The sequence below is a fragment of the Streptomyces sp. NPDC043952 genome, from assembly GCF_056435325.1.
The window spans coordinates 1-26,430 of sequence record NZ_JBWKES010000039.1; the positions used below are offsets into that span (position 1 = coordinate 1).

Sequence of the window (26,430 nt, forward strand, 5' to 3'; positions counted from 1 at the left end):
ACCTCTTCCCCCCCCTCTCCCCCCTCCCCCCCCCCCCCGCCCCCCCCCCCCCCCCCCCCCCCCCCCCCCCCCCCCCCCCCCCCCCCCCCGCCGGTCACGAGGGGATCTGGTCGTAGAGCGCCGTCACCTGGTCGGAGTCGAGCGCGTAGTTCCAGGCTTGGACGTCGCTGAGGCTGCCGGGGAAGTAGTCGGAGGTGGCATCGCCGTTGTACTTGGCGCTGCCGAGGGTGAAGGGCCCGGTCGAGGCCCATGGCGTGACGCCCGTGACGGTCGCGGCGAGGGTGCCGTTGACGTAGAGGCGGCCCGTGCCGGTGGTGGCGTCGAAGACGCCCACCAGGTGGGTCCAGGTGCCCGCGGTGGCTCCGGGGGCGTAGGCGATCTTGTTGGTCGGGTCGGCGGTGTCGGTCTGGGCGAAGTGCAGGGACCAGCCGGGTGTGCCCGTGTGGACGGTGTCGTACTTGAGGTAGAAGGGGCTGTTCTGGTCGCCCGGCTGGGAGGCGACGGTCGCGTTGTGGGTGGGCAGCGAGGAGAGGTCCACCCAGGCGGAGACGGAATAGCTGCCGGTGGTGTCGAGGACCTGGCCCGGTGCGGTGGCGTTGCCGGTGCTGCCGTCGAGAGTGAGGGCCTCACCTCGGGTGGGGTCGTCGGTCCAGGTGGTGGTTCCGTTGAGGGCGAGGGGGCTGCTGCCCGCGCTGTAGTCGTTGACGGTGGACGGGGTGTCGGTGCGGGCGGTGTCGGCGGCCTGGACGGAGTCGGGGCCGTCGTCGAGGGCCCAGGTGTCGTGCGGCGAGAGGATCGAGTCCACCTCGGCCGCGTACCCGGCACTGGTCAGGTTGACGTGGTCCCCGGTGTCGGCCTTCGCGCTGAGCTTCTCTTCGCCCGTGGTCGCGTCGGTGACCGCTACGGCGCCGTCGAAGTCGGCGTAGTAGACGATGGGAAGGCCGGGGTCCCAGGGGTTGTACTGGCTGTCGAGCCAGGCGTTGACGTTCTGGCGGCCGGCGTCGATGTCGGCCGTGCAGGGGTCGCTGGGGGTGGCGCCGTCTCCGGCGTAGCCCTCACACGGAGTGAGGGACGCGAGGGTGGAGGTGACGCCCCAGCCCTGGAGCTGCTGGACGAGGGCCGTGTATCCGTTGGCTTCCAGGTCGTCGCCGCTGGTGCCCGCGAGGAGGTCTTCGAGGCCCTCGGTGACGATGACGTTGTCGACGCCGGGCTGGTCGAGGATGTCGCGGTCGATGCGGGAGAGGACCGACGGGCCGCCGATGGCCTTGCCCTGGTAGGTCTGGGGGTTGTCGGTCATGAGGCTGTTGGACTCGATGCCTTCGGCGATGGTGCCGTAGGGGCTCGGGGTGGTGGGCTCGGCGGCGGCCAGGGCGTCGGAGACGCGGCTCCCGTTGGTGACGGGATGGGTGTTGGGCTGGAACGCGTCGACGAGACCGTCACCGAGCACGGCCCGGGTGGGGGTACCGGAAGAGGTGATGTCGAGGTTGGTGACCAGGTCCGTGTACCAGCCCTGCCATTGCTGCGCGAAGGGGGTGCCGGTGGTGTCGGTGGTCTTGTCCCCGGCCCCGGTGGCCGTCAGGTACTCGTAGGCGTTGTTGGCGAAGGAGTGCTGGACGAGGTAGGGGACGTCGTTGCTGAGCTGGTAGGAGACCAGCAGGTACTGGCCTGCGGTGACGGGAAAGGTGAGGGGGTCGCTGTAGACGGAGCCGCCCGCGGGGATGGTCACGCTCTGGCCGCCGCCGAATTTCAGCGTGGTGGGGGTGCCGGTGGGCAGCGGGGAAGGCGTGCCCGACCCGGAGTCGGTGGCGACGGTGGCGTGGCCGATGGAGAGTTTGCTGGTGCCGAGCGCGTTGTCCAGCTTGACCCGCAGGGTGCTGCCGGACAGCGAGGGCTTCAGGGCGATGCGGAAGGTCTGGTTGGAGAAGTCGCCGCCCTGGAAGTTGTACTGGCCCTCGGTGGGGCTGGCCCAGGCGCCGGTCCAGGACTGGCCGGAGGGGGCGGCGGCGGTTCCGTTGGCCTCCGGGGTGGTGTGTGCGGTGTCGCGGGTGGCCATGGAGAAGATGTGCAGGGTCGGGATGTGGTTGCCGGCCTGCTCGCTCACGTCCGGCAGGGTCACCGAGGCCACGGTCTTCGACGGGTCGAGGGGGACCGAGAAGGCGTAGAGGTTTCGGGCGCCGGTCTTGGTGGTGGTGGCGGTGTTCACATGGGGCAGGGTGACCGCGGCGATGCTGGTGTCGGCATTGGTCCAGTCGGGCACGGCCAGGTAGTACGCCTTGGTGGAGCCGTCGGTGTACGTGATGGTGCCCTGGGCCGGGCAGGGGCCTTGCGGGTCGGTGCCGTCGAAGCAGTAGGTGCCGCTGACCCGCATGCCCGCGGGCGTGTAGGGCGCGGTCTGGTCGCCGTTGATGGCACCGGGGGTGGCGATGCTGGTATAGCCGGAGGTGGCCAGGAACTCCAAGGCGTTGCCGGAGGCGGTGAAGGGGATGGTCTGGTTCGCGGCGAGGATGTTGTCGGGCTTGCCGGTACCGTAGGCGGGCAGCTGGAAGGTGGCGCCGTCGACGGTGACCTTGCCGCCGCTGGTCCAGCCGGTGTTGGTCAGGTCGGTGGCCGAGAAGCTGTTGCCGTCGCCGTCGAGATTGCCCTGCGCGGGGGCGGAGTCGGAGCTGATGCCGACATTGTCGTAGCAGTCGGCCAGGCTGGTGCAGTCGGCGTGCGGGTAGTCGCCCTCGTCGCCGGTGGCCAGGAACGAGTAGCCCGTCGTGCCGGAGTCGTCGCCGGCGGCATCGGCCGCGTAGACCCACAGGGTATGGGGGCCGGGGGAGGGGGGAGTGGCCGTCACCGTGGCGGAGGTGCCGGAGGTGATCTTCTTGACCTCGGCGGCCGGGGGGTTGCTGGTGGCCGGCGGCACGTCGAGTGAATAGACGAATTCGGTGGGGGTGCTGCCCCCGCTGGCCGTCAGGGTGAAGTTGCCCGCTGTTCCCGCGGCGGATACGGCGGTGCCGCCGTTGTCCGTGTCCGGGTACTTGCCGTCCGCGGAGGCCACGGTCGGGGCGTCCGGCGACGCGACCACCCCGGCGCTGTGGGGGCGCTGATGCCGGGAAAAGAATTCCGGCAAGCCTCCTCAAGGATTACGATGTTGGGAAGAATGCGGCTCCTGGGACGACCGCCCCGTTGTGCTCGTATTGCCGGACGAATCCAGCCACGGCGATTGACCACGTCGAGCCCAGGATCGGTGGCGGTGACCTCACCGATGCGAATACCACGCCGGCTTGCACATTCTGCAATAGCTCGAAGAGGGATCGATTGGCTCCATTGAACTCCCCACCCAATTACACTGGTTCCTGGCCGCCGCCGTGGTGGCCTTCGAGAATGACACCGCCCTAGGAACGTGTAGGTGGGAGATGACCTACGACGACTGGGACGAAGATCAGCCGTCGCGGGCCATCTCGCTGGGCGGGGAGAGCCGTGGCCGCTTCGCCCGACCGCCTAGACTGCGTGGGACTGCGGTCACCCTCCATCCGGCTTTGACCTGGAGCCTCACATGAAGTTCATTGTCCACGAGAGCCCAGTTCGCCGTGGCGACAGCAACTACATCGCACGGGCTGATCTCACGCCGTTCGGCTTGGAGGGGGAGGTGGAACAGCTTTGGCTCAAGAGGCTTGAAGATGGTTCGCTTGAGCTATGCTGCATCCCTTTTCGGGTTTACGGTATTTCTCTCGGCGATATTGTCACTCTTTCCCCGGACGGCACCACAGTCGCCCGACTGGTCCGTAAGTCAGGGCGGAGAGCCTTGCGGGTTTTCCTGTTGGAAACGCCGGGCGCTTCAAGCGTGGCGAGGGGGGTTGATGTTGAGATTTCGCGGCTAGGCCTGTTGAGTGAGTGGAGTGGTGATAGGCATGCTGCAATCGACGTTCCAATTGGCGTTGATGTCGCTAGTCTTATCGACCTCCTCGAACGAGAGGCTGCATCTCGGGCTTTTTGGGAATGGGCTGACAGTGTTTCGTTCTCGTCAGGTGAGGCGTAGATTTATATTTGCATGCGAAACTATTTCTGCCCCACTGAATGTTTCCGGTGGGGCCGTAGTGGTGTCTGACGGCAGTAGTTGACGGCAACGTCAGCGGACGGGGGTTGAGCAGAGGGGTGGTTCGTCGCCGTCGTCGGGCGTGCCCCAGCAGCTCCTTGATCACGACGAGTTCCACTCCTTGTTCGAGGAGGAGGGCCGTGGTCGAGTGGCGGAGGTCGTGGAACCGGATGCGGCGGAGCCTGGCCCGGCGGAGCAGGGTGTTGAAGTGCCGGGTGAGGGTGGATCCTTCGATCGGGGCGCCGTCGGGACGGGTGAAACGTAGCCGCTGTCCTTCCAGCCCGTACCCGCCGCCTCGCGTTCCTGGAGTTGCCGGTTGCGGTGCTGTTCGAGGGAGCGCAGGCATGGCGTAGGCAGGGCGATGCGCCGTTCGGAGCTCTCGGTCTTGGTCGGGAGGGCGGTCAGGCCGCTGGAGCTGGTGCGTTGGAGGGTGCGGCGGATGCTGGCGGTTCGCCGGCGAGGTCGAGGTCTTCCCAGCGCAGCCCGAGGAGTTCGCCCTTGCGGAGCCCGGTGTACAGGGCGAGTTCGAACAGCGTCTGCAACCGGTGACCGCTGGTGGCGGTCGGGAAGTTGCGCGCTTCGTCGGCGCTGAGGGGTTCGAAGCGGCGGGGCCGGGGTGTGACGGTGCGGACATTGGGGGCGACGTTGCGCGGGATCTCCTCCTCGCGCACGGCGTGCTCCAGGGCGGACTTGAGGACGGAGTGAACGTAAGCCAGGGTCAGGGGCGAGAGCCGCTTGGAGCAGCACTTTCCGGCGGTGCAACAGAGGGGTCGGTCACGGGCGGCGTCGAGGCCGCGGGCGCAGCACTGGCAGGTGGTGCGGAGCTGGTTGAGCCAGGTGCGGACGTCCTGGCGGTGAGCTTGGCGAGCTTCTTCCGTCCGAGGCCGGGGATCAGGTAGAGCCGGGCGACGGCGGTGTAGCGGGTGTGGGTGTTCTCGCGGGGCTGGTGGACGGCGACAGCGTCGAGCCAGTACGTCAGGTACGCGGCCACGCTGCCCTGCGCGGACGGAATGGGGACTCCGCGATTGCTGTTGGCGATCTTCTCGGTGAGCTTGGCCAGGGCCTCCTTGCGGGTGCTGCCGTAGACGCGGACGCGGCGATGGGTGTTGCCGGGGGCGAGGACGTAGCCGGCGGTCTCCCAGCGGCCGTCCTTGCTCTGGTAGACGGTTCCGTCGCCGTTGGGCCGGGTGCGGCGGGAGGTGGGGGTGTCGCGGGACGTGGTCATCAGGCGGCGGCTTCCTGGTCGAGTCGGGTGCGGATGAAATCGGCCAGCGCGTGGGCGGGAATGCGGCGGGCGCGGCCGAGGGTGATCGAGGCGAGTTGGCCGGTGCGGAGCAGGTCGTAGACGGCAGAGCGGCCGAGCTAGAGGCGGTTCATGACCTGGGGCACCGTCAGTAGTTCCTGCGCCGGGCTCATCGCCGGGTGTGGGGCGGAGGGCGTCGTGGTCATCAGCAGCCGCCTTCGGCCGTGAACTGGCGTTGGACGAGCTGACCCGCTGGATAGCCGGACACTGCGCCGTCACCGGTCACGAGCTGTACGAGCAGACCACCCGCACCCTCCTCCGCGCCGAGCCCGGCGCATGGCAGTAAAGTCCCCTGCGCCAGCACCACTTCAGGGACGGCGCCACCGCGCGGCCCGCACCGCCTGACGGCAGTAGCGACGGCAACACCCACGGATTCCCCCGCATAACCACGGACACCAGCGGAGCCCGAAACCGCAGCTGATCTGCGAATACGCAGATAGAGAGGGGCCGCGTAGCACACGTACTACGTGCTGGCGGGGCAGACTCCGGTCCTCGTTCACAACTGTGGGGGATTCCCGGATGACCGCGCTGGACTTGATTTCACAGATCGAGGGCGGCAGGAAGTATATGACGAAAACCTGGCGAGGAATGGTGGCATCCTCAAGTGTGACTACTGCGGTAGAAACGTGGAACGTCGAGCTTCGCGAGGGCCCGACGGTAAAGCGATCAAGGGGCAACCGGATGACGCCCAGATTGATCACGAGATCCCTAAGGCGCAGGGTGGCTGTGGAGCCGGTCAGAATGGCTGTGTTGCATGTAGAGCCTGCAATAGGGATAAGTCAGCCAAGACTGTTGAAGAGTGGGATGACGAACTTCGGGATTACCTGGAATAGGGGTGGGTTGCGTGACTCAGCCTAGCGGCCGCCCCATCTCATCGAATGGCGCCAAGATGTTCAAGGTTGCTTTCGATCTTGACTCGGAGCGTGCCGACTGGCCTCCGGTCTCGGTAGAGCGCCTCTGGGGCGAGAAGACGAAGGTCAAGTACGAGATTCGTGTCGTCAATACGCCGCTCTTCGCTCGGGGTATCGCTTTTGGTGACCTGATTAGGGTTCGTCCAGATCATGAGCGCCGAGAGCTTGTGTTCGAGAGTTTCACCTCCGAGTCTGGGCATTCGACCATCAGAGTCATTTTCCTGGAGAAGGATGAGAGGGAGTCGATAGAGGAGAAATTTCGAGCGTCTGGGTGCAACTTGTCATCGTCGCACGGCTTTGCAAGTCTGATCGCGGTCGATATTCCTCCTTCGGTGAACTATGAAGAGTTGCGGCAGTGGCTCCTTCGGAAAGTTGAATCCGAAGTGATAGAACTCCAGGAGAGCGCAATTTCAGCGATCCATCGACGGCAACTGCCAAACTTTCCGTAGTCTGCATGTTCGCTGGCTCGGAATGCCCCGCCTCTCGCGGTGATCGCTTTATGGGCACGCGAAGTGAGATGTCAGCCTGAAACAGTTGAAGCGCCCTCCGTATTCCAGTTACAGAGGGGGCTTCTGCGGTGCTTGACGGCAACGCTTACGGCAACGTCAGTGGACGACGGCTGCAGTGGGTGGGTCGTCGGGGGCATCGTCGCCCTGGCCAAGGGCGTTGCCGAGGAGTTCCTTGATGACGACGAGTTCGACGCCCTGTTCCAGAGGAGGGGCGCGGTGGAGTGGCGGAGGTCGTGGAATCGGATCGGCCGTAGGCGGGCGTCGCGAGCAGGGCGTTGAAATGGCGGGTGAGAGTGGCGGGTTCGATCGGGTGACCGTCGGGCCGGGTGAAGACGTGGCTGCTGCCCTGCCAGACCGAGCCCGCCGCCTCCTTCTCCTCTGCCTGATGCTCGCGGTGCGCACGAAGCGAGGTGACGCAGGAGACCGGCGGACCAAGACCATCAGCTCCGAACGGCGCATCGCACCCAGTGCAGGCCGAGGAGTTCGCCCTTGCGCAGGCGGGTGTGCAGGGCGAGTTCGAACAGGGCGGCGTGACGGCGTTCCGGGGGATCTCCTCCTCTCACACGGCGTGCTCCAAGGCGGACTTGAGCACGGAGTGGACGTAGGCGAGCGTTACCGGGGAGAGTTGTTTGCGTCAGCACCGGCCGATCGCGCAGCATTGGCAGACGGTCCGCAGTTCGTTGAGCCAGTCCTCGTCCTGGAGGGCCGGGTCAAGAGGGTCCACCAGACGAACGGGGCGCAGTCGGCGGACGAGGCGGCTGAGACGTGAGCCGTCCCGGCCCAGGGAGTTCCCGCCGTCGGCCGGGGTGGCAGATCTGGCCTGCAAGCTGGAACGAGCCTTGGAGCGGATCGGGGAACTCGAAGAACGCGTTGAACGCCTCGAAGGCCGCGAAGCCGACTTATCGGGCCCGCGAACAACGGCGTCCGGCGAAGGCCGCCGGCGTTCAGGATGCTTCCCGTTGATCGGTCAGGGCTGGTACTCGTAGCCGATGGCGAACCGAGGTGGCAGACACCACTCTCCGTACTCGATGATCCCTTCCGCGTCCGACCAGCACTGAACGCCGGCCAGGATCGGGGAGCCGACCGGCAGGTCGAGGGCGCTGGCCTCGCGGGCGTCTGCGGGGCGGGCGTGCATGTCGTCGCGGGTGTGGGTGATCGTGCGTCCGGTGCTATGTGCGGCCCGCTATGGCTCCCTGCCCTAGGAGGGGGGAGGGCCGCCCCCGATGGGGTCGGCGGGTCGGCGAGACATGGTCGATTGCTGTCCAATCCTGTACTCGGGTCCGCGAAACCTGGTGACACCTTTGAAACCGTGTCGATGTCCGCCGCCGATCCCCGGTCCCCTCGATCCCAGACTGTTCGAGGCGTCGGTGGGAACGCGCGGCTATAGTGCCAAGACCAGCGCAAACACCAGGGTGAGGCCCCCGCACTTGTTGACCCAGACCAGCTCACGGGTGCTCGAACCGAGCGACCTCGATGCCGCGCTCGCGGTCCTGGACCGCGAGCCGGTCGCGAATGCCTTCGTGACCGCGCGCGTCCGGATCGCCGGGCTCGACCCCTGGCGGCTCGGCGGCGAGATGTGGGGCTGGTACGAGGACGGCACGCTCACGTCCCTGTGCTACGCGGGCGCCAACCTGGTCCCGATCTGCGCCACCCCCCGCGCCGTACGCGGCTTCGCCGACCGTGCCCGGCGGGCCGGGCGGCGCTGCTCCTCCATCGTCGGCCCCGCCGAGGCCACCTCCGCGCTGTGGCGGCTCCTGGAACCCCACTGGGGCCCGGCCCGCGACGTGCGGCCCCACCAGCCGCTGATGGTCACCGACCGCATGCCCGACGACATCGCCCCGGACCCCTACGTCCGCCGCGTCCGCAAGGACGAGATGGAGACGATCATGCCGGCGTGCGTGGCCATGTTCACCGAGGAGGTCGGCGTCTCCCCGCTGGCGGGCGACGGCGGGCTGCTCTACCAGGCTCGGGTCGCCGAACTCGTCGGCGCCGGGCGGGCCTTCGCCCGGCTCGACCAGGACGGCAAGGTCGTCTTCAAGGCCGAGATCGGCGCGGCCACCTCCCAGGCATGCCAGATCCAGGGCGTCTGGGTGGCCCCCGAGCACCGGGGCAAGGGCATCGCCGCCCCGGCCATGGCGGCGGTCCTGCGCTACGCCCTCGCGGACGTCGCCCCCGTGGTCAGCCTGTACGTCAACGACTTCAACACCGCCGCGCGCCGCACCTACCGCCGGGTGGGCTTCCAGGAGATCGGCGCCTTCATGAGTGTGCTGTTCTGAACCCGGATACGCTCCCGGCATGGATCTAGCGATCGGCCCCCTGGACCTGGCGGCCCGCGTGGACGAGGCCCTGGCGGTCCAAGCGCTGGCGTTCGGCCTCGGCCCGGACGAAGTCGCCGTACGACGCCAGATCGTCCAGCGGCACATGCAGTTCCCGGGCGCGCGGGCCCTCGGCGCGAGCGTCGGCGGACTCCTCGTCGGCTTCGTCTACGGCATGCCGAACTCCCGCACCCACTGGTGGTCCACGGTCGTCGAGCCGTACCTGCGCGCGGCGGGCAACGACTCCTGGCTGGACGACTCCTTCGTGATCACCGAGCTGCACGTCCACCCGGACCACCAGAACCGGGGCATCGGCCGCCGCCTGATCACCCGGATCACCGACTCGGCCGCCGAACCCCGCTCGATCCTCTCCGCGATCGACACCGACAGCCCCGCCCGCGGCCTCTACCACTCCCTGGGCTACGTCGACCTCGCCCGCCGCGTCCACTTCCCGAGCGCCCCGCGCCCGTACGCCGTCATGGGGGCCCCGCTGCCGCTGCGCAGGCGATAGGGCGTTAACCGATTTCCGCCCGCCCGGCAAGCCCGGCTAACCTCCTATGCCATCACCGGTTATCTGTAGGAGTACGAGAACCATGGCCAACGCACAGGTCCAGCGCATGTCCCAGTTGATGGCGAAGACGCTGCGCGACGACCCGGCGGACGCCGAGGTCCTCAGCCACAAGCTCCTCGTCCGCGCCGGGTACGTCCGCCGCACCGCCGCCGGCATCTGGTCCTGGCTGCCCCTGGGCAAGAAGGTCCTCGCCAATGTGGAGCGCGTCGTACGCGAGGAGATGGACGCCATCGGCGCCCAGGAAGTGCTGCTGCCCGCGCTGCTGCCCCGCGAGCCCTACGACGCCACCGGCCGCTGGGACGAGTACGGCCAGGAGCTGTTCCGGCTCAAGGACCGCAAGGGCGGCGACTACCTCCTCGGCCCCACCCACGAGGAGATCTTCACCCTGCTGGTCAAGGACCAGTGCACGTCCTACAAGGACCTGCCGGTGATCCTCTACCAGATCCAGTCCAAGTTCCGCGACGAAGCCCGCCCCCGCGCCGGCATCCTGCGCGGCCGCGAGTTCCTGATGAAGGACTCGTACTCCTTCGACACCGCGGACGAGGGCCTCGCCGAGGCGTACGCCCTGCACCGCGAGGCCTACCAGCGGATCTTCGCGCGCCTCGGCCTGGACTACCGCATCGTCGCGGCCACCGCCGGTGCGATGGGCGGCTCCAAGTCGGAGGAGTTCCTGGCCCCCGCCGGGGCCGGCGAGGACACCTTCGCGGACTGCCCGAACTGCGACTTCGCCGCGAACACCGAGGCGGTCCACTACGCGCTCCAGCCCGTCGACGGCTCCGCCGTGCCCGCGCTGGAGGAGATCCCCACGCCCGGCACCCCGACCATCGAGACGCTGGCCGCCTCGCTCGGCGTGCGGGCATCCGACACGCTGAAGAACCTGCTGGTCAAGGTGGACGGCGAGATCGTCGCGGTGGGCGTGCCCGGCGACCGCGAGGTGGACATGGGCAAGGTGGAGGAGCACTTCGCGCCCGCCGCCGTCGAGATGGTCACCGAGGCGGACTTCGCGGACCGCCCCGACCTGGTGCGCGGCTACGTCGGTCCGCAGGGCCTGGGCGAGAAGGTCAAGTACATCGCCGACCCGCGCGTGGCCCCCGGCACCGCCTGGATCACCGGCGCGAACAAGGCGGACACCCACGCGAAGAACGTCGTCGCCGGGCGCGACTTCGAGGTCGACGAGTACGTGGACGTCGTGGTGGTCCAGGAGGGCGACCCCTGCCCCGCGTGCGGCACCGGCCTGAAGCTGGACCGCGCGATCGAGATCGGCCACATCTTCCAGCTGGGCCGCAAGTACGCCGACGCCCTCAAGCTCGACGTCCTCGGCCAGAACGGCAAGCCCGTCCGGGTCACCATGGGCTCCTACGGCATCGGCGTCTCCCGCGCCGTCGCCGCGCTCGCCGAGCAGACCGCGGACGAGCAGGGCCTGTGCTGGCCCAAGGAGATCGCCCCGGCCGACGTGCACGTGGTCGCCGCCGGCAAGGCCCTCCAGACCGAGCTGGCCCTCGACGTCGCCGGCAAGCTGGCCGCCGCGGGCGTCCGCGTCCTGGTCGACGACCGCGCGGGCGTCTCTCCGGGCGTCAAGTTCACCGACGCCGAACTGATCGGCGTCCCCCAGATCCTCGTCGCCGGCCGCCGCGCGGCCGAGGGCGTCCTGGAACTGAAGGACCGCAAGACGGGCGAGCGCGAGGAAGTCTCGGTCGAGGACGCGATCGCGCGTCTGACCGCGTAATCCCGGCTCAGTGCCCCCGCGCCCGAAGGGGCGCGGGGGCACTGTTAATTGTGTTGACCGTACCCGGCGGGCGGTGCTGGAGTCGGCGCGTGGACAGCATCCCCGCCAACCGGCGGTTCTGGAATCGGTTCAGCAGCGCCTACCAGCGGGCGCACGACCCGCAGATCGGCGCCGCCCCCCGGCTGTGGGGCACGTACGCCATCCCCGACGCGCACCTGGGCGCCCTGGGCGACGTCACCGGCAAGCGCGTCCTCGAACTCGGCTGCGGCGCCGGCCAGTGGTCCAGGGCGCTCGCCGCCGAGGGGGCCCGCGTGGTCGGGCTCGACCTGTCCGAGGCCCAGCTCGCCGCGGCGGCCCGCGCGAGGGGAGCGGCACGCTACCCGCTGGTGCAAGGCGCCGCCGAACACCTCCCGTTCGCCGCCGACACCTTCGACCTGGTGTTCTGCGACTACGGCGGGCTCAGCTGGGCACCCCCGCACCTGGCCGTCCCGCAGGCCGCACGCGTCCTGCGCCGCGGCGGCCGTCTGGTGTTCAACGTCGCCAGCCCCTGGCTCGAAGCCTGCTACGAGGAAGCCGCCGACCGCGTGACCACGACGCTGCACCAGGACTACTTCGGGCTGGACACCATCGCCGAAGCCGACGGCGCGACCAGCTACCAGCTCACCTACGGCGACTGGATCAGGGTCCTGCGCGGCGCCGGCCTCGTCATCGACGACCTCATCGAACCGCGGCCCGAACCCGCCACGCCCAACGGCTACTACGAGACCGACCCGCCCGACTGGGGACACCGCTGGCCGGCGGAAATGATCTGGGTGACCCACAAACCGTGAACACCGCCGCCGCCTAAAGCCACCCGGCGAACTCCAGCAGCAACTCCCCGTCCCGCGGTCTGCCGACCCGCACCGCACGCACCCCGGATTCCACCGCCCGGAACAGCGTCCACCCCCGCAGCCGCTCCTGGTCCACCTCCAGGGACTCCGCGAGGCGCTTGATCCGGCGCCGGGTGATGGACGCGCCGGCGGGCGAGGCGATCAGGTCCTCCACCCGGTCCCGGACCAGCCGCGCCAGGTCGAACGCGTGCTCCCCGACCACCGGGTCCGGGCCCACCGCCAGCCACGGCAGCCGATCCCCGGCGAGCACCTTGCTCTGCCGGAACGTTCCGTGCAGCAGCCGCTGCTCCGGCGGCGCCGCGAGCAACTCCTCCCGTGCCGCCAGCGCCGCCTCCACCAGCGGCGCCGCCTCCGGCTCCCGCTCCACGCCCGCCCGCATCGCCACCGCCTGCCGCCCGGTGCGCTCGGCGACGGTCTCGAACGCGTGGTCCGCCGGCGGCTCCACCCACAGCCGCCGCAGCGTGCCCGCCGCCTCCAGCAGCGCCTTCGCCTCCGGCAGCGACCGCACCGAGACATCGGGGTGCAGCCGTTCCAGCAGCAGCGCCCCCTCCGCGCTGTCCTGCGCGTCCGACCCCAGCAGCTGTACGGCACCCCGCCCGCCCCAGTGCGCCAGCGCCGCCCGCTCGCTCTCCGGCCGGGCCCTGGGCGGGGCCAGCTTCAGCACCGCCGGGCCGCCGTCCGCCCGCCGCACCAGCACCACCAGGCTGCTGCGGCCCCCCGGCACCTGCACCCGCTCGACGGTCAACTCCCGCCGCGCCACGGCTCGTTCGGCCAGCTCGGGCAGTCCGGCCAGCCAGTCGTCCCCGGCCGGGGCGCTCTCCCCGAGCGCCCGCACCAGGCGCCGCGGCGGTTCGAAAGCCATGCGCGAGCCGTTCCCTTCCTCAGTCCTGTAAGCGGCAGTCCCGTAAGCAGCGGTTCACGGTTCCCGTAAGCGGTCCCGCAGACCTCAGCTGGCCGGGGACACGGACCCCGACGGCCCCGCGCCCACGGCCCCCGTACCGGTCCCCGTGTCCGTACCGGTCCCCGTCCCCTCGCCCGCCCGCTCGGCGAGCCCAGGGAAGGCTACGCTCCGTCCGCTCCAGGCCACCGCCCGCACCGCCGCCTCCCGCAGCGCCGCCGCCGCCGAGGCGCGCCGCGCGCCGGACGCCGAGCGCACCAGGTCGGCGTAGACCCCGGCCACCCGCTCCTCGAGCCGCGCGGCGAGCCGTACCGCGTCGGCCGCGTCGCGCACCGCGAACGGCAGGGCGTAGGCCGCGCTCGCCGCCACCGGCCGGCCGCCCAGGTCCCGCACCTCGCGGGTCAGCGCGTCCCGCCGGGCCCGGTGGGCGTCGTACGCCGCCTTCGCCTCGCCCCGGCGCCCGTCGTCCACCCGGCCGCCGACGACGCCGTACCCGTACACCGCCGCGTGCTCCGCCGCCAACGCGGCCTGGAGGGCGGTCAGTTCGGCCTTCTCGCCGTCGTCGCTCACTTCGCCGCCCCCGTCGTCAGCAGGTACGCGTGCGCGGCACCGGCCGCCGCCGTCGAGGCCAGCAGCCGGGCCGGCTCGCCCGGCACGTCCAGCAGCGCCCTGGTCCGCCGGTCGGCGAGCGCCCGCTCGGCGGCGGCCAGCGAGGCGAGGGCGTCCTTCCCGGTCGCCGGCACGGGGGCGGGCGAGGGGGTGGGGGAGGCGGAGCCCGAGGGGGTCGCCGTGGGGGTCGTACCCTCCGTGAACGCGGCGACATGGGCCGCGACCTCCGCGCGCAGCGGGCGCAACCGCCCCGCGAGGTCCGGGAACGCGGTGAGCACGGCGTCGTAGCGGGCCAGCAGCGCGGTGCTGTCCGCGGCGGCCACCGCACGGGCCCGCGCGGTGGCCGAGGCGTCGTCGCCGGAATCCGCGCCGGACGTGCAGCCCGCCAGGAGGGCGGTACCGGCGGCCGAGGCCAGCAGGGTTCTTCTGCGGACGCGCGGCCCCGAGGGGAAACGCGGTGGCGAGGGGTACGGCACGGCAGACGTCCTCGGGGAACTCGTACGACAAGAAGTGCGGCGAGCGAGCGCGCGTGATCACCGTACCCGCGCACCTGTCCGATACCAGTCACCGGCACCGCCCGGCCTCACCCGTCCCGCGCGGGGTTGTCCACAGGTGGACGGCAACACTCCCCGCGACCGGATACCCTTTGACCAGACACGCGACCCATCCCACAACAGCACACGCGGCCGAGGAGTCACCCGGATGAGCACCACCCAGAGCGAGAGGCTGCGAGAGCTGCTCGAACCGCTCGTCACCTCCCAGGGGCTGGATCTCGAAGAGATCGCGATCGACTCCGTCGGACGCAAGCGGGTGCTGCGCGTGGTCGTCGACTCGGACTCCGGGGCGGACCTGGACGCGATCGCCGATGTGAGCCGTGCGCTCTCGGCGAAGCTGGACGAGACCGACGCGATGGGTGACACCGCGTACGACCTGGAGGTCGGCACCCCCGGCGCGGAGCGCTCCCTCACCGAACACCGGCACTTCGTGCGCGCCGTCGACCGGCTCGTGAAGTTCCAGCTGACCGAGGGCGGCGAGGTGGTCGCGCGCATCCTGGCCGTGGACGAGGAGGGCCTCGACGTCGAGGTCCCCGGCGTCAAGGGCCGCAAGGCCACCACCCGCCGGATCGCCTTCCCGGAGATCGCCAAGGCGCGCGTGCAGGTCGAGTTCAACCGCAAGGACAAGAAGGACAAGGAAGAGGAGGAGGCGTAGCCGTGGACATCGACATGAGCGCCCTGCGGGGCTTGGTCAGGGAGAAGGAGATCTCCTTCGACCTGCTGGTCGAAGCGATCGAGTCGGCCCTCCTCATCGCCTACCACCGCACCGAGGGAAGCCGCCGACACGCGCGCGTGGAGCTCGACCGGGGGACCGGTCATGTGACCGTGTGGGCGAAGGAGGACCCCGAGGACCTGGCGGAGGGGCAGGAGCCGCGGGAGTTCGACGACACCCCCTCGGGCTTCGGCCGCATCGCTGCCACCACCGCCAAGCAGGTGATCCTCCAGCGCCTGCGCGACGCCGAGGACGACGCGACGCTCGGCGAGTACGCGGGGCGTGAGGGCGACATCGTCACCGGCGTGGTCCAGCAGGGCCGCGACCCGAAGAACGTGCTGGTGGACATCGGCAAGCTGGAGGCCATCCTGCCGGTGCAGGAGCAGGTGCCCGGCGAGACCTACCCGCACGGCCAGCGCCTGCGGTCGTACGTGGTCCGGGTCGCCAAGGGCGTGCGCGGACCCTCCGTGACGCTCTCGCGCACCCACCCGAACCTGGTGAAGAAGCTGTTCGCCCTGGAGGTGCCGGAGATCGCCGACGGTTCGGTGGAGATCGCCGCCATCGCCCGCGAGGCCGGCCACCGCACCAAGATCGCCGTCCGCTCCACCCGCTCGGGTCTGAACGCCAAGGGCGCCTGCATCGGCCCCATGGGCGGCCGGGTCCGCAATGTGATGGGCGAGCTGAACGGCGAGAAGATCGACATCGTCGACTGGTCGGACGACCCGGCGGAGATGGTGGCGAACGCCCTGTCACCCGCTCGGGTGAGCAAGGTGGAGGTCGTGGACCTCGCCTCCCGCTCCGCGCGGGTGACCGTGCCGGACTACCAGCTCTCGCTGGCGATCGGCAAGGAGGGGCAGAACGCCCGCCTCGCCGCCCGGCTCACCGGCTGGCGCATCGACATCCGGCCCGACACCGAGCAGCCCGCGGAATAGGCGCGCCGCCACCAGGGAATGATCCAGGCCGGGGATGGCTTGGAATACGACAACAGCCGTTCGATCTTTCCCCCACAGGGGTGAGGTCGGTGCGGGGAGGTAGACTGAGCCGTGTCTGGCCGGACGCATGCCGGAGCATGCCCTGAACGCACCTGTGTGGGGTGCCGGGAGCGGGCGGCCAAGAACGATCTCCTGCGGATCGTGCGGAGAGAGGGCGAATGCGTCCCCGATCCGCGCGGTACGCTGCCCGGCCGGGGTGCTTATGTGCACCCCGCCCTGGTCTGTGTCGACCAGGCGGTACGCCGCCGGGCGTTGCCGAGGGCACTGCGCGCCCCGGCCGCGCTCGACACAAAGGCGTTGCGCCGATACGTCGAGCAGGCGACAGTTGCCGAGCAGGCAACGCCGTAAGACATGCCGTACGGAACCCCGTGCGGCTTGGTACCTCGCGAGTCGAAAGCAGGTCGAGATTGCGATGAGCACTCGATGAGTACGCGATGAGTACGCCCATGAACTAGCGACGGTCCGGCTTCACCCGGACCTCAAAGGAGCGAAGTGGCTAAGGTCCGGGTCTACGAACTCGCCAAGGAGTTCGGTGTCGAGAGCAAGGTCGTCATGGCCAAGCTCCAGGAACTCGGTGAATTCGTCCGTTCGGCGTCTTCGACCATCGAAGCGCCGGTTGTACGCAAGCTGACCGACGCCTTCCAGGGTGGTGGCAGCGGCAAGTCCGCCAAGCCCGCCCCGCGCAAGGCTTCCCCCAAGCCCGCCGCGCCCTCTCCGGCGCAGGCGGCACGTCCGGCTGCCCCGAGGCCGCCGGCGCCCAAGCCCCCGACGCCCGCCGCGCAGCAGCCGGCGGCCCCGGTGGCTCCCGCGGCCTCCGCGCCGGCTCCGGGTCCGCGTCCGGTTCCGGGCCCCAAGCCCGCGCCGCGTCCGGCTCCGGCCGCCCCGGAGTTCACCGCTCCGCCGGCCGCCCCCGCCGCCCAGACCCCGCAGGCCCCGGCCGCGCAGGGTCCGCGTCCCGGCGGCGCCCGTCCCGGTGCCCCCAAGCCCGGTGGCCGTCCGGCCTCCGGCCAGGGTCAGGCCCGTCCGGGCCAGGGTGCGCCGCGTCCCGGTGGTCAGGCCCCGCGTCCGGGTGCCCGTCCCTCCGGCCCGCGTCCCGGTAACAACCCCTTCACCTCCGGCGGCTCCACCGGCATGGCGCGCCCGCAGGCGCCCCGTCCGCAGGGTGGCCCGCGTCCCGGCGGCGCCCCCGGCGCCGGTCCCCGTCCGCAGGCGCCCGGCGCCCAGGGCGGCGGTCCGCGTCCGCAGGCTCCCGGCGGTCCCCGTCCGACTCCGGGCTCGATGCCCCGTCCGCAGGGCGGCGCCCCGCGTCCGGGCGGCCCGCGTCCGAACCCCGGCATGATGCCGCAGCGTCCCGCTGCCGGCCCGCGTCCCGGCCCCGGCGGCCGCGGTCCGGCCGGTGCCGGTCGTCCCGGCGGCGGTGGCGGCGGCGGTCGTCCCGGCTTCGCGGGTCGTCCCGGCGGCGGTGGCGGCGGTGCCCGTCCGGGTGGCGGCGGCGGTTTCGCCGGTCGTCCCGGTGGCGGTGGCGGCGGCTTCGGCGGCGGTCCCGGTGGCGGCGGTCGTCCCGGCTTCGGTGGCCGTCCCGGCGGTCCCGGTGGCCGTGGTGGCACGCAGGGCGCCTTCGGCCGTCCCGGTGGTCCCGCGCGTCGTGGCCGCAAGTCGAAGCGGCAGCGTCGCCAGGAGTACGAGGCCATGCAGGCCCCGAGCGTCGGCGGCGTGATGCTGCCGCGCGGCAACGGCGAGACCATCCGTCTCTCCCGCGGCGCGTCGCTCACCGACTTCGCGGAGAAGATCAACGCCAACCCGGCGTCCCTCGTCGCGGTCATGATGAACCTCGGCGAGATGGTCACGGCCACGCAGTCCGTCTCCGACGAGACGCTGCAGCTCCTGGCCGACGAGATGAACTACAACGTCCAGATCGTCAGCCCCGAGGAGGAGGACCGCGAGCTGCTCGAGTCCTTCGACCTGGAGTTCGGCGAGGACGAGGGCACCGAGGAGGACCTGGTCGTCCGTCCGCCGGTCGTGACCGTCATGGGTCACGTCGACCACGGTAAGACCCGGCTGCTCGACGCCATCCGCAAGACGAACGTCATCGCGGGCGAGGCCGGCGGCATCACCCAGCACATCGGTGCCTACCAGGTCGCGACCCAGGTCAACGGCGAGGACCGCGCGATCACCTTCATCGACACGCCGGGTCACGAGGCGTTCACCGCCATGCGTGCCCGCGGTGCGAAGTCGACGGACATCGCGATCCTGGTCGTCGCGGCCAACGACGGCGTCATGCCGCAGACGGTCGAGGCGCTCAACCACGCCAAGGCGGCCGACGTGCCGATCGTGGTCGCGGTCAACAAGATCGACGTCGAGGGCGCGGACCCGACCAAGGTGCGCGGTCAGCTGACCGAGTACGGCCTGGTGGCCGAGGAGTACGGCGGCGACACGATGTTCGTCGACATCTCCGCCAAGCAGGGTCTGCACATCGACTCGCTGCTGGAGGCCGTGATCCTCACGGCCGACGCCTCGCTCGACCTGCGGGCCAACCCGAACCAGGACGCGCAGGGCATCTCGATCGAGTCCCGCCTGGACCGCGGCCGCGGTGCGGTCGCCACGGTCCTGGTGCAGCGAGGCACGCTGCGGGTCGGCGACACCATGGTGGTCGGCGATGCGTACGGCCGTGTCCGCGCGATGCTGGACGACAGCGGCAACAACGTGTCCGAGGCGGGCCCGTCGACGCCGGTCCAGGTCCTGGGCCTGACCAACGTTCCGGGTGCCGGCGACAACTTCATCGTGGTGGACGAGGACCGTACGGCCCGTCAGATCGCGGAGAAGCGCGCCGCCCGCGAGCGCAACGCGGCCTTCGCGAAGCGCACGCGCCGTGTCTCCCTTGAGGACCTGGACAAGGTGCTCAAGGCCGGCGAGGTCCAGCAGCTGAACCTGATCATCAAGGGTGACGCTTCCGGTTCGGTCGAGGCTCTTGAGTCCTCGCTGCTCCAGCTGGACGTCGGCGAAGAGGTCGACATCCGCGTCCTGCACCGCGGTGTCGGTGCGGTCACGGAGTCCGACATCGACCTGGCGATGGGCTCCGACGCCATCGTCATCGGCTTCAACGTCCGTGCGGCCGGCCGTGCCGCGCAGATGGCGGAGCGCGAGGGCGTCGACGTCCGGTACTACTCGGTCATCTACCAGGCGATCGAGGAGATCGAGGCGGCCCTCAAGGGCATGCTCAAGCCGGAGTACGAAGAGGTCGAGCTGGGTACGGCAGAGATCCGCGAGGTCTTCCGCTCGTCCAAGCTGGGCAACCTCGCCGGTGTGCTCGTCAGGTCCGGCGAGGTCCGCCGCAACACCAAGGCGCGCCTGCTGCGCGACGGCAAGGTGGTCGCGGAGAACCTCACCATCGAGGGCCTGCGTCGCTTCAAGGACGACGTCACCGAGATCCGCGAAGGCTTCGAGGGCGGTATCAACCTCGGGAACTTCAACGACATCAAGGTCGACGACATCATCGCGACGTACGAGATGCGGGAGAAGCCGCGGGCGTGACGGAGTGACGGTGCGCGCTGGCCGACGGGGGTTCCCGTCGGCCGGCGGTGCCGTTTCCTTCCGCCCATCCTTCGCCCACCCACCCACCCGACTCGGTCGGCTGGACAGGTGCCGGACGGCTCGGAGCGGTGCTCCGGGGTGTCCGGCTTGTGGTCTGTCGGCGGGGTGAGGCGGTACGGCGGCGCGAGGCGGTTCGGAGGGTCTCCGGCCGCCCTCGACCAACCCCGGCAGGGGCAGGTCGTGAGCCATCCCGGCAGGACTCGACCCGCCGGCCGTTCAACGGGCCTTCGGCCGTCGGCCGGCGCCGGGGCTTCCGGCCGTTGGTCGGGTGGCGGGGCCGGGACTGCGGTCCGGGGTTGGGCGACACGGCTCGGGCCGCCGGCCGATCCGCGGGCCTTCGGTTCTGGGTCGGCGCCGCGGGTCTTTGACCTTCGGCTGCTGGCGGGACTGTAGTCCGCGGCCGGCCGAGCGGTCTTCGGGCACGGGCCGGCGGCTCGGGGCGGTTGCCCTGGGTGGCTGGGCCGGGCTGGGAGCCTCAGATTTCGAGTGGGTCCGTGTGGCACGGTCGGGCAGCGGTTTCGGTTCCCTGGTTCAGTCGTCCGCAGCCGGTCCGGCGGGTTTGCATCCGCTGGGTCGGCCGATGGCCCTGTCGATCGGAACGGCGCGGGCTGTGGGGCTTCATGCTCGGCCTTCGCTTCACTGCTGGCCTGCGGCCATCCGCTCGTTTCCCGGCCTCGCAGCCGACCGAGTCGGGTGGGCGGCGGAAACCCTGTCGAGGCACCGGCCCGCACGCGGTACCGTTTCTTGATGTCCCCCGGCCACCCGGCAGGGGCCATCGATCCCGTACCGGCGGGTGAACCGGCAATATACATGTACGTGGGGACCCTGTCCTTCGACCTCCTCCTCGGCGACGTCCACTCGCTGAAGGAGAAGCGTTCCGTCGTCCGCCCGATCGTCGCCGAACTCCAGCGGAAGTACGCCGTGAGCGCGGCCGAGGTGGACCACATGGACCTCCACCGACGGGCGATCATCGGCCTCGCCGTGGTCTCCGGAGACGCGGCGCACCTCACGGACGTACTGGACCGGTGCGAGCGGCTGGTCGCCGCCCGCCCCGAGGTGGAGCTGCTGTCCGTACGCCGCCGCTTCCACGGCGACGACGACTGACGCGGACCGCGGACGAAGACCACGGATCAAAGACCAAGGAATCAGGAAAGAACGGGAGCTGGACCAGTGGCCGACAACGCGCGGGCGAAAAGGCTGGCGGACCTCATCCGAGAGGTGGTTGCCCAGAAGCTGCAGCGCGGGATCAAGGACCCGCGGCTCGGCTCGCACGTCACCATCACGGACACCCGCGTGACGGGTGACCTGCGGGAGGCGACCGTCTTCTACACGGTGTACGGGGACGAAGAGGAGCGGCAGGCCGCCGCCGCGGGCCTGGAGAGCGCCAAGGGCATCCTGCGCTCCGAGGTCGGCCGCGCGGCCGGGGTGAAGTTCACCCCGACCCTCACCTTCGTCGCGGACGCCCTGCCGGACACCGCCCGGACCATCGAGGACCTCCTCGACAAGGCCCGGCAGTCCGACGCCAAGGTGCGGGAGACCTCCGCGGGCGCCACCTACGCCGGCGGCGCGGACCCCTACCGCAAGCCCGCCGACGACGAGACGGACGGCGACGCCGCGGAATGACGCAGAAGCACACCACGCCCGACGGCCTTGTCATCGTCGACAAGCCGTCGGGCTTCACTTCGCACGACGTGGTCGCCAAGATGCGCGGGATCGCCCGGACCCGCCGCGTCGGCCACGCCGGCACCCTCGACCCGATGGCCACCGGCGTGCTGGTCCTCGGCGTCGAGCGCGCCACCAAGCTCCTCGGCCACCTCGCGCTGACCGAGAAGGAGTACCTGGGCACCGTACGGCTCGGCCAGGACACCCTCACCGACGACGCGGAGGGCGAGATCATCTCGTCCACCGACGCCTCCAAGGTGACCCGCGAGGCCATCGACGCCGGCATCGCCAAGCTGTCCGGCGACATCATGCAGGTGCCGTCCAAGGTCAGCGCCATCAAGATCGACGGCGTACGGTCGTACAAGCGGGCCCGCGAGGGCGAGGACTTCGAGATCCCGGCCCGTCCGGTGACCGTTTCGTCCTTCACGGTGTACGACGTCAGGGACGCCGTCGCCGAGGACGGCACCCCCGTCCTCGACCTGGTCGTCTCCGTCGTCTGCTCCTCCGGCACCTACATCCGCGCGCTCGCCCGCGACCTGGGCGCCGACCTGGGTGTCGGCGGACACCTCACCGCGCTGCGCCGCACGCGCGTCGGGCCGTACAAGCTCGACTCGGCGAGGACGCTGGACCAGCTCCAGCAGGAGCTGACCGTGATGCCGATCGCCGAGGCCGCCGGGGCCGCCTTCCCGCGCTGGGAGGTGGACGCCAGGCGCGCCAAACTGCTGCTGAACGGGGTCCGCCTGGAGATGCCCGACGAGTACGCGGACGCCGGTCCCGTCGCCGTGTTCGGCCCCGAGGGCCGCTTCCTGGCACTCGTCGAACTGCACAAGGGCAAGGCCAAGAGCCTGGCCGTCTTCGCCTGAGCGCTGGCTTTCGCCTGAGCGAGGGCCTTCGCCTGAGCGGTGGTCTTCGTCTGCGCGAGGGCCTTTGCCGTGGGGGGGGGGGGGGGAGGGGGGGGGGGCCCCCCCCCCCCCCCCCCCCCCCCGGTCCCCCACTTCCCCCACCCCTAGGGTTATCCAGCCGCACCCGCCGATTCACCCGTCCGGGCAGGCGCTCGGAGTGAATCGGGGGAGCGGAAGGGGGCGCGTTCCCCGAGCGGGCCGCCCCGCCGATCTTCACCCGCCTACCGTCGCCACAGGCACGGGCAAGGCGGGAAGGCAGGACGATGACGGCAGGAGACCCGCGAACCGGCAGCGCCCGCGGGGCCACGGCGCACGGCACGGGTGACATGACGGACGCGACGGGACCGTTCGCCGCCCACACGGAGGCCGTCCACACGGAGGCCGTCCACGTGGAGACCGGCCACGTGGAGACCGTCCGCACCGAGGCCGCTCGCGCGGACAGCGCCGGCTCGGGCGGGGCGCGCGGCGCGCGGGTGATCAGCACGTCCCACCCGCACCCGGCAGGCGCCCTGGTGGGCATCCGCCGTACGGACCCCGCGCCCTTCGCGGACGCCCGCACCGCCGACCCGCTGGTCCACATCCAGGACCCCGCCGGCCGCACCCGCGGCACCGGCTTCCTCGCCGACCACCACGGCACCCTCCTCACCAGCCACGAAGCCGTCGACGGCCTCGACCGGCTGGTACTGCGCGCCGGGGACCGCACCCGCGTGGTCGGCGCCGAGGACGTGACCGGGCTGCCCGCCCGGAACCTGGCCCTGGTGCGCACCGAGGGCCTGGACGTGCCGCCGCTGCCGCTGAGCGGCCGGGCGAGCGTCGCGGCCGGCACCTACGTGCGGCTCGCCGCCGGGATCTGGCGCGAGGCGCGGGTGCTGGCCGCCGCCGAGGTGTCGTACGGCCGTCATCTGATCGGCGACGCGCTGGAGCTGGCCATCGGGACGGCGGGCCGGGACGCGCTGCGCCCCGGCGGCGGGGCGGCCGGCGGCCCTGTGGTGGACGCGCGTACGGGCGCGGTCCTCGGCGTCCTCGGCACCGTCCTGCACGCCCCCCACCGCGACGCCGGCTTCGCGGTGCCGCCGCGCGCCGCCGACGGCCCCCTCGCCGAGCTGCTCGCACGTAACGCGGCCACCGTGCCCGCGTACGGCGCCGACCTCAACCTCGCCGGCGTCCTGGAGCTGACCGCCACCTCGGTGGGCCAGGACGGACCGCCCAGGGCCCTGGTGCAGCCGGTCGAACGCGCGTCGGTGGCAGAGGAGTTGGCCGCCTTCGCGGACGAGGGCGACCGGTGCGTGCTCGGTCTGGTCGGCGCACCGGGCAGCGGTCGTACGACGGAACTCGCGGCGCTGGCCGCCCGCCGCGCCCGCGCCGCCGCGCCGACGCTGTGGCTGCGCGGCGCCGATCTGGAGGAGCGCGACGGCTCGCTGGCCGACGCCGCCCACCGCGCCCTGCGCCGGGCCGCCCGCATCATCGCCGCCGCCCGCCACCTCGACCCCGACCTCGGCGACCTCACCCCCGAACACCTCGCCGCCCGCGCCGGCCGGCCCCTCCTGCTCCTCCTCGACGGCCCCGAGGAGATGCCCCCGGCCCTGGCCCGGCGCCTTTCCGAATGGACCGAGGGCACCCTCGGCTGGCTACGGCGGACCGGCGCCCGTCTGGTGGTGGCCTGCCGGGAGGAGTACTGGGAGCAGGCCGGGTTCGCCTCAACTCCCGCACGGGCGGTCGTACTTGGCGACCTGGACGCGCGGGAGGCCGAGCAGGCGCGGGTGCGGTACGGGCTTCCCGAGGGCCTGCTCGCCGCGCGGGACGCCCGGCATCCGCTCACCCTGCGGCTGCTGTCGGAGGTGTGGGCCGTACTGCGGACGGCGCCGTTCGCCGGTCCCGTCGACCGGCACGAGGTGTTCGCGGCCCACCTCGACCTGGTGTGCCTGCGCATCGCGGTGCGGCTCGCCGCCGAGCGGGGGCTGCGCGGCACGGCCGTACGACGGCTCGCCGCGCGGGTCGCCGGGCAGGTGCACGAGGCTGCCCGGCTCAGCCTCGGGGCGGCGCAGGGGGAACTGGACCGGGCGTCCTTCGAGGCGGTGTTCCCGTGGGGGCAGGCCCCCGAGCGGCTCGGCGGCGGCACCGGCTGGGCCTCGGCCGTGCTCGCCGAGGGCCTGCTCGTGCCGGCCGGGCGGGGCTACCGCTTCGCCCACGAGGAACTGGCCGACTGGCTCCAGGGCCTGCACCTCGACCTGGACGAGGCCGTGCAGACCCTGGTGCACCGCGCCCGTGACTCCGGAGCGGAGCTGGTGGATGCGGATGCGGACGCGGCGCCGGTGGCGCGCCATCGTGCCGGGCCCGTCGTCCAGGCCCTGCTGCACCTCGGCCGCCGCCACGGCTCCCGCCAACTCGCCTTTCAGCTGCGAGAGTTGGTGGATGCGCTGGATCTGGACACCGAGTCCTGGTGGGCCGCCCGGCTGCTCGCCGGGACCCTGGGGCAGGCGCCGGACGCGACGCCGTACACCGAGGTGCTGCGGCTGCTCGCCGAGCGCGTGGTGGCCTGGCGGCGCGAACTGCGGCCGGTGCCGGTGGAGTTCGGGCCCGCCTTCTGGACCGGGCTGCCGCTGCCGATGGCCGGGCGCCTGGACCTGCTGCGCCGGCTCGTCCTCGCCGACCCGGCGGCGGGCGCGTCGAGGGCGCGTGCGCGGCCGTCCGGTGGGGGCGCGTCGGCGTCGGGCGCGGGCGCGTCGGGTGCGGGTGGGGATGCGTCGGGTGCGGGTGCGTCGGGTGCGAGTGCTCTGCCTGCGGGTGCGGAGGCGCTGACTGCAGGTGCGGCGCGTGCGGGCGGTGGGCCGGTCGCGGGGGTGCCGGGGGAGCGGTACCTCGACGCCGTCGCCCGGTTGCTGGCGGCCGCGCCCGATGCCGTACAGCCGTGTCTGACACGGTGGTTCGAGGACGAGCGGCCGTTGCCCGCCGCCCCGCACGCCACCGTGGCGACCGCCGCGCAGGCCCTGCTGCACACCCATCGGCACGGTGCGCTGGACTCTCTTACGGAGGCGCTGGCCGAGAGTGGCCACCGGCACGCGGAGGAACTGCTCCTCGTGCTCGCCGAGGAGGAGCCGTCGGCGCTGTGCCGGGCCGTGCACCGCTGGGCGCGGGACGAGCGGTCCGCCCGGCATCCGGCCGCCGTGACGCTCGCGCTGCGCGCCGCCCCGTATGTGCGCGGGGCCGGGGACCGCGAGCTGCTGTGCCGTGCCGCGCGCGCCGTGCTCGACCGCCCCGCCGACCACGCCCTGCACGGCGGCGCCCACGCCCTCCTGGCCGGCGACCCCCGGTTCCGCGACCGGCATCTGGCCGACGCGCTGCGCCACTTCGCGGACGGCGACCCGCTCGTCCCCGCGACCGCCCTGCTCCCGGCCCTCCCCACCCACCCGGAACCCGTCCTGGACGCCTTCCGTACCCGGCTGCGCGGCCCGCACCGGGAGGCGGCCGACTGCCTGCGCCGCCTCCTCGCCGATGTCACCACCCCAGCCCTCGCCCGCGCCGCCGCGAGCCTGCTGCGGGAGGCGGCGCGCCCGCACCCGGAGACCGCCGGCCGGATCGCCACCGCCGTCGAGCACCGGCTGGAACCCGGCCCCGGCGCCCGCCCTGTGCTGTTCCCGCTGGTCACCGGCCTGCTCAGGGACGGCCCCGAACCGCTGCGGGCCGCCCTCGCCACCGTCCTCGCCGCCCCCGGCACCCGCGTCCCCGGCTCGCCGCGCGCCGAACTCCTGGACTTCCTGCTCGCCCGCGAGGAGGAGCCGTCGGTGCTGGTCGCCGTGGTGCACGCGGCGGTCGCGGAAACCGGCCCGGCGGTCGCGGAAACCGGTCCGGCGGTCGCGGAAACCGGGTCGGCCGTCCCGGAATCCGGTCCGGCGGCCTCCGGAGCCGGTCAGGGGGTCGTGGAAGCCGGTCGGGGAGCGGTGGAATCGGGATCCCGTTCCGTAAACGAGGTCCGCGCCCTCGTCCACCGCACCGGGCTGCTCCTGGGCCGCACCCCCGAGGGCGCCACCCGTTTCGACCGCGCCCTGGCCGACCTCGGCCGGCACGTCCCCGGCTTCGCCGCCCGGATGACCCGCTGGCTCGCCGAGGCCCCGGACGAGTGGGCGGCCGTGGTGGGCCCCAGCACCCGCCGCACCCTGGAAATCCTCGGGGGCGCGCGGGTACCGGCCTGACACCGCCCCCGAGC

General features: G+C 71.7%; 20 protein-coding genes and 4 pseudogenes. 16 read left to right on the forward strand and 8 right to left on the reverse strand.

Translation table 11 applies throughout. The features are described 5' to 3' along the window. Positions 1–94 precede the first annotated feature (94 nt). Positions 95–3,115 carry a LamG-like jellyroll fold domain-containing protein gene (locus AC069R_RS29270; protein ID WP_478769780.1) on the reverse strand — a complete coding sequence of 1,007 codons (3,021 nt, stop codon included), beginning with the start codon at positions 3,113–3,115 and terminating at the stop codon, positions 95–97. Positions 3,116–3,171: 56 nt separating this feature from the next. Here AC069R_RS29270 and AC069R_RS29275 point away from each other — a divergent pair, with 56 nt between their 5' ends. Together AC069R_RS29275 and AC069R_RS29280 are read left to right on the forward strand one after the other, a co-directional pair. After that, positions 3,172–3,384 (forward strand): HNH endonuclease, encoded by a 213-nt coding sequence (locus tag AC069R_RS29275; RefSeq protein WP_478769781.1) that lies wholly within the window; start codon positions 3,172–3,174, stop codon positions 3,382–3,384. A gap of 157 nt (positions 3,385–3,541) precedes the next feature. Then, a complete protein-coding gene (locus tag AC069R_RS29280; protein ID WP_478769782.1) occupies positions 3,542–4,024 on the forward strand; it encodes a DUF4265 domain-containing protein in 483 nt (160 codons plus the stop codon). Here AC069R_RS29280 and AC069R_RS29285 read toward each other — a convergent pair. Together AC069R_RS29285 and AC069R_RS29290 are read right to left on the reverse strand one after the other, a co-directional pair. Beyond that, a pseudogene (locus tag AC069R_RS29285) lies at positions 3,939–5,306 on the reverse strand (tyrosine-type recombinase/integrase). The gene AC069R_RS29280 and the pseudogene AC069R_RS29285 overlap by 86 nt on opposite strands. Continuing rightward, positions 5,306–5,497, reverse strand: a pseudogene (locus tag AC069R_RS29290) (helix-turn-helix domain-containing protein). The pseudogenes AC069R_RS29285 and AC069R_RS29290 overlap by 1 nt, the downstream one beginning before the upstream one ends. Positions 5,498–5,851: 354 nt before the next feature. Here AC069R_RS29290 and AC069R_RS29295 point away from each other — a divergent pair. Beyond that, positions 5,852–6,217, forward strand: a complete 366-nt coding sequence (locus AC069R_RS29295) for an HNH endonuclease (RefSeq protein WP_478769783.1) — start codon at positions 5,852–5,854, stop codon at positions 6,215–6,217. An 11-nt stretch (positions 6,218–6,228) separates the two neighbouring features. Continuing rightward, positions 6,229–6,744, forward strand: coding sequence for a DUF4265 domain-containing protein (locus tag AC069R_RS29300; protein ID WP_478769784.1), 516 nt, complete (start codon positions 6,229–6,231; stop codon positions 6,742–6,744). Positions 6,745–6,900: 156 nt separating this feature from the next. On the opposite strand, the pseudogene AC069R_RS29305 reads toward AC069R_RS29300, so the two are convergent. Both AC069R_RS29305 and AC069R_RS29310 read right to left on the reverse strand, forming a co-directional pair. Continuing rightward, a pseudogene (locus AC069R_RS29305) lies at positions 6,901–7,492 on the reverse strand (site-specific integrase); the annotation flags it as partial. 279 nt (positions 7,493–7,771) lie between these two features. Next, positions 7,772–7,987, reverse strand: a pseudogene (locus AC069R_RS29310) (UTRA domain-containing protein); the annotation flags it as partial. Positions 7,988–8,231: 244 nt separating this feature from the next. On the opposite strand from AC069R_RS29310, the gene AC069R_RS29315 reads away from it, so the two are divergent. From AC069R_RS29315 to AC069R_RS29330, 4 genes are all read left to right on the forward strand, one after another. Next, positions 8,232–9,080 carry a GNAT family N-acetyltransferase gene (locus AC069R_RS29315; RefSeq protein WP_478769785.1) on the forward strand — a complete coding sequence of 283 codons (849 nt, stop codon included), beginning with the start codon at positions 8,232–8,234 and terminating at the stop codon, positions 9,078–9,080. A 19-nt stretch (positions 9,081–9,099) separates the two neighbouring features. After that, positions 9,100–9,630, forward strand: a complete 531-nt coding sequence (locus AC069R_RS29320; RefSeq protein ID WP_397983741.1) for a GNAT family N-acetyltransferase — start codon at positions 9,100–9,102, stop codon at positions 9,628–9,630. An 82-nt stretch (positions 9,631–9,712) separates the two neighbouring features. Next, positions 9,713–11,416, forward strand: a complete 1,704-nt coding sequence (locus tag AC069R_RS29325; protein WP_478769786.1) for a proline--tRNA ligase — start codon at positions 9,713–9,715, stop codon at positions 11,414–11,416. A gap of 89 nt (positions 11,417–11,505) precedes the next feature. Then, positions 11,506–12,246, forward strand: coding sequence for a class I SAM-dependent methyltransferase (locus tag AC069R_RS29330; protein WP_478769787.1), 741 nt, complete (start codon positions 11,506–11,508; stop codon positions 12,244–12,246). 13 nt (positions 12,247–12,259) lie between these two features. Here AC069R_RS29330 and AC069R_RS29335 read toward each other — a convergent pair whose 3' ends face one another. From AC069R_RS29335 to AC069R_RS29345, 3 genes are all read right to left on the reverse strand, one after another. Next, positions 12,260–13,168 (reverse strand): aminoglycoside phosphotransferase family protein, encoded by a 909-nt coding sequence (locus AC069R_RS29335; protein WP_478769788.1) that lies wholly within the window; start codon positions 13,166–13,168, stop codon positions 12,260–12,262. A gap of 84 nt (positions 13,169–13,252) precedes the next feature. Then, positions 13,253–13,774, reverse strand: coding sequence for a ferritin-like domain-containing protein (locus AC069R_RS29340; protein ID WP_478769789.1), 522 nt, complete (start codon positions 13,772–13,774; stop codon positions 13,253–13,255). Next, a complete protein-coding gene (locus AC069R_RS29345; protein WP_478769790.1) occupies positions 13,771–14,289 on the reverse strand; it encodes a hypothetical protein in 519 nt (172 codons plus the stop codon). Before AC069R_RS29345 ends, AC069R_RS29340 begins: the two co-directional genes overlap by 4 nt. 226 nt (positions 14,290–14,515) lie before the next feature. Between AC069R_RS29345 and rimP the strand changes: the two genes are divergently transcribed. The 8 genes from rimP to AC069R_RS29385 all read left to right on the forward strand — a co-directional run bounded on the left by rimP (position 14,516) and on the right by AC069R_RS29385 (position 26,416). Next, positions 14,516–15,022, forward strand: coding sequence for a ribosome maturation factor RimP (gene rimP / locus AC069R_RS29350; protein WP_478769791.1), 507 nt, complete (start codon positions 14,516–14,518; stop codon positions 15,020–15,022). A 2-nt stretch (positions 15,023–15,024) separates the two neighbouring features. Then, a complete protein-coding gene (gene nusA, locus AC069R_RS29355) occupies positions 15,025–16,011 on the forward strand; it encodes a transcription termination factor NusA (protein WP_397983734.1) in 987 nt (328 codons plus the stop codon). A 111-nt stretch (positions 16,012–16,122) separates the two neighbouring features. Further along, the gene (locus tag AC069R_RS29360; RefSeq protein ID WP_397983733.1) at positions 16,123–16,419 is read left to right on the forward strand and encodes a YlxR family protein; all 297 of its coding nucleotides are present in this window, start codon (positions 16,123–16,125) and stop codon (positions 16,417–16,419) included. A gap of 144 nt (positions 16,420–16,563) precedes the next feature. Continuing rightward, entirely contained in the window at positions 16,564–19,602 is a 3,039-nt protein-coding gene (gene infB / locus AC069R_RS29365) for a translation initiation factor IF-2 (protein WP_478769792.1), read from the forward strand. Between the two features lie 870 nt (positions 19,603–20,472). Further along, the gene (locus AC069R_RS29370; RefSeq protein WP_355152423.1) at positions 20,473–20,766 is read left to right on the forward strand and encodes a DUF503 domain-containing protein; all 294 of its coding nucleotides are present in this window, start codon (positions 20,473–20,475) and stop codon (positions 20,764–20,766) included. A 66-nt stretch (positions 20,767–20,832) separates the two neighbouring features. Then, positions 20,833–21,285, forward strand: a complete 453-nt coding sequence (gene rbfA, locus AC069R_RS29375) for a 30S ribosome-binding factor RbfA (protein WP_478769793.1) — start codon at positions 20,833–20,835, stop codon at positions 21,283–21,285. Next, positions 21,282–22,187, forward strand: a complete 906-nt coding sequence (gene truB, locus AC069R_RS29380; protein WP_471067213.1) for a tRNA pseudouridine(55) synthase TruB — start codon at positions 21,282–21,284, stop codon at positions 22,185–22,187. Before rbfA ends, truB begins: the two co-directional genes overlap by 4 nt. Positions 22,188–22,552: 365 nt before the next feature. After that, positions 22,553–26,416: a trypsin-like peptidase domain-containing protein gene (locus AC069R_RS29385; RefSeq protein ID WP_478769794.1), complete on the forward strand. Its 3,864-nt coding sequence runs from the start codon at positions 22,553–22,555 to the stop codon at positions 26,414–26,416. The last annotated feature ends 14 nt before the right edge of the window (positions 26,417–26,430 follow it).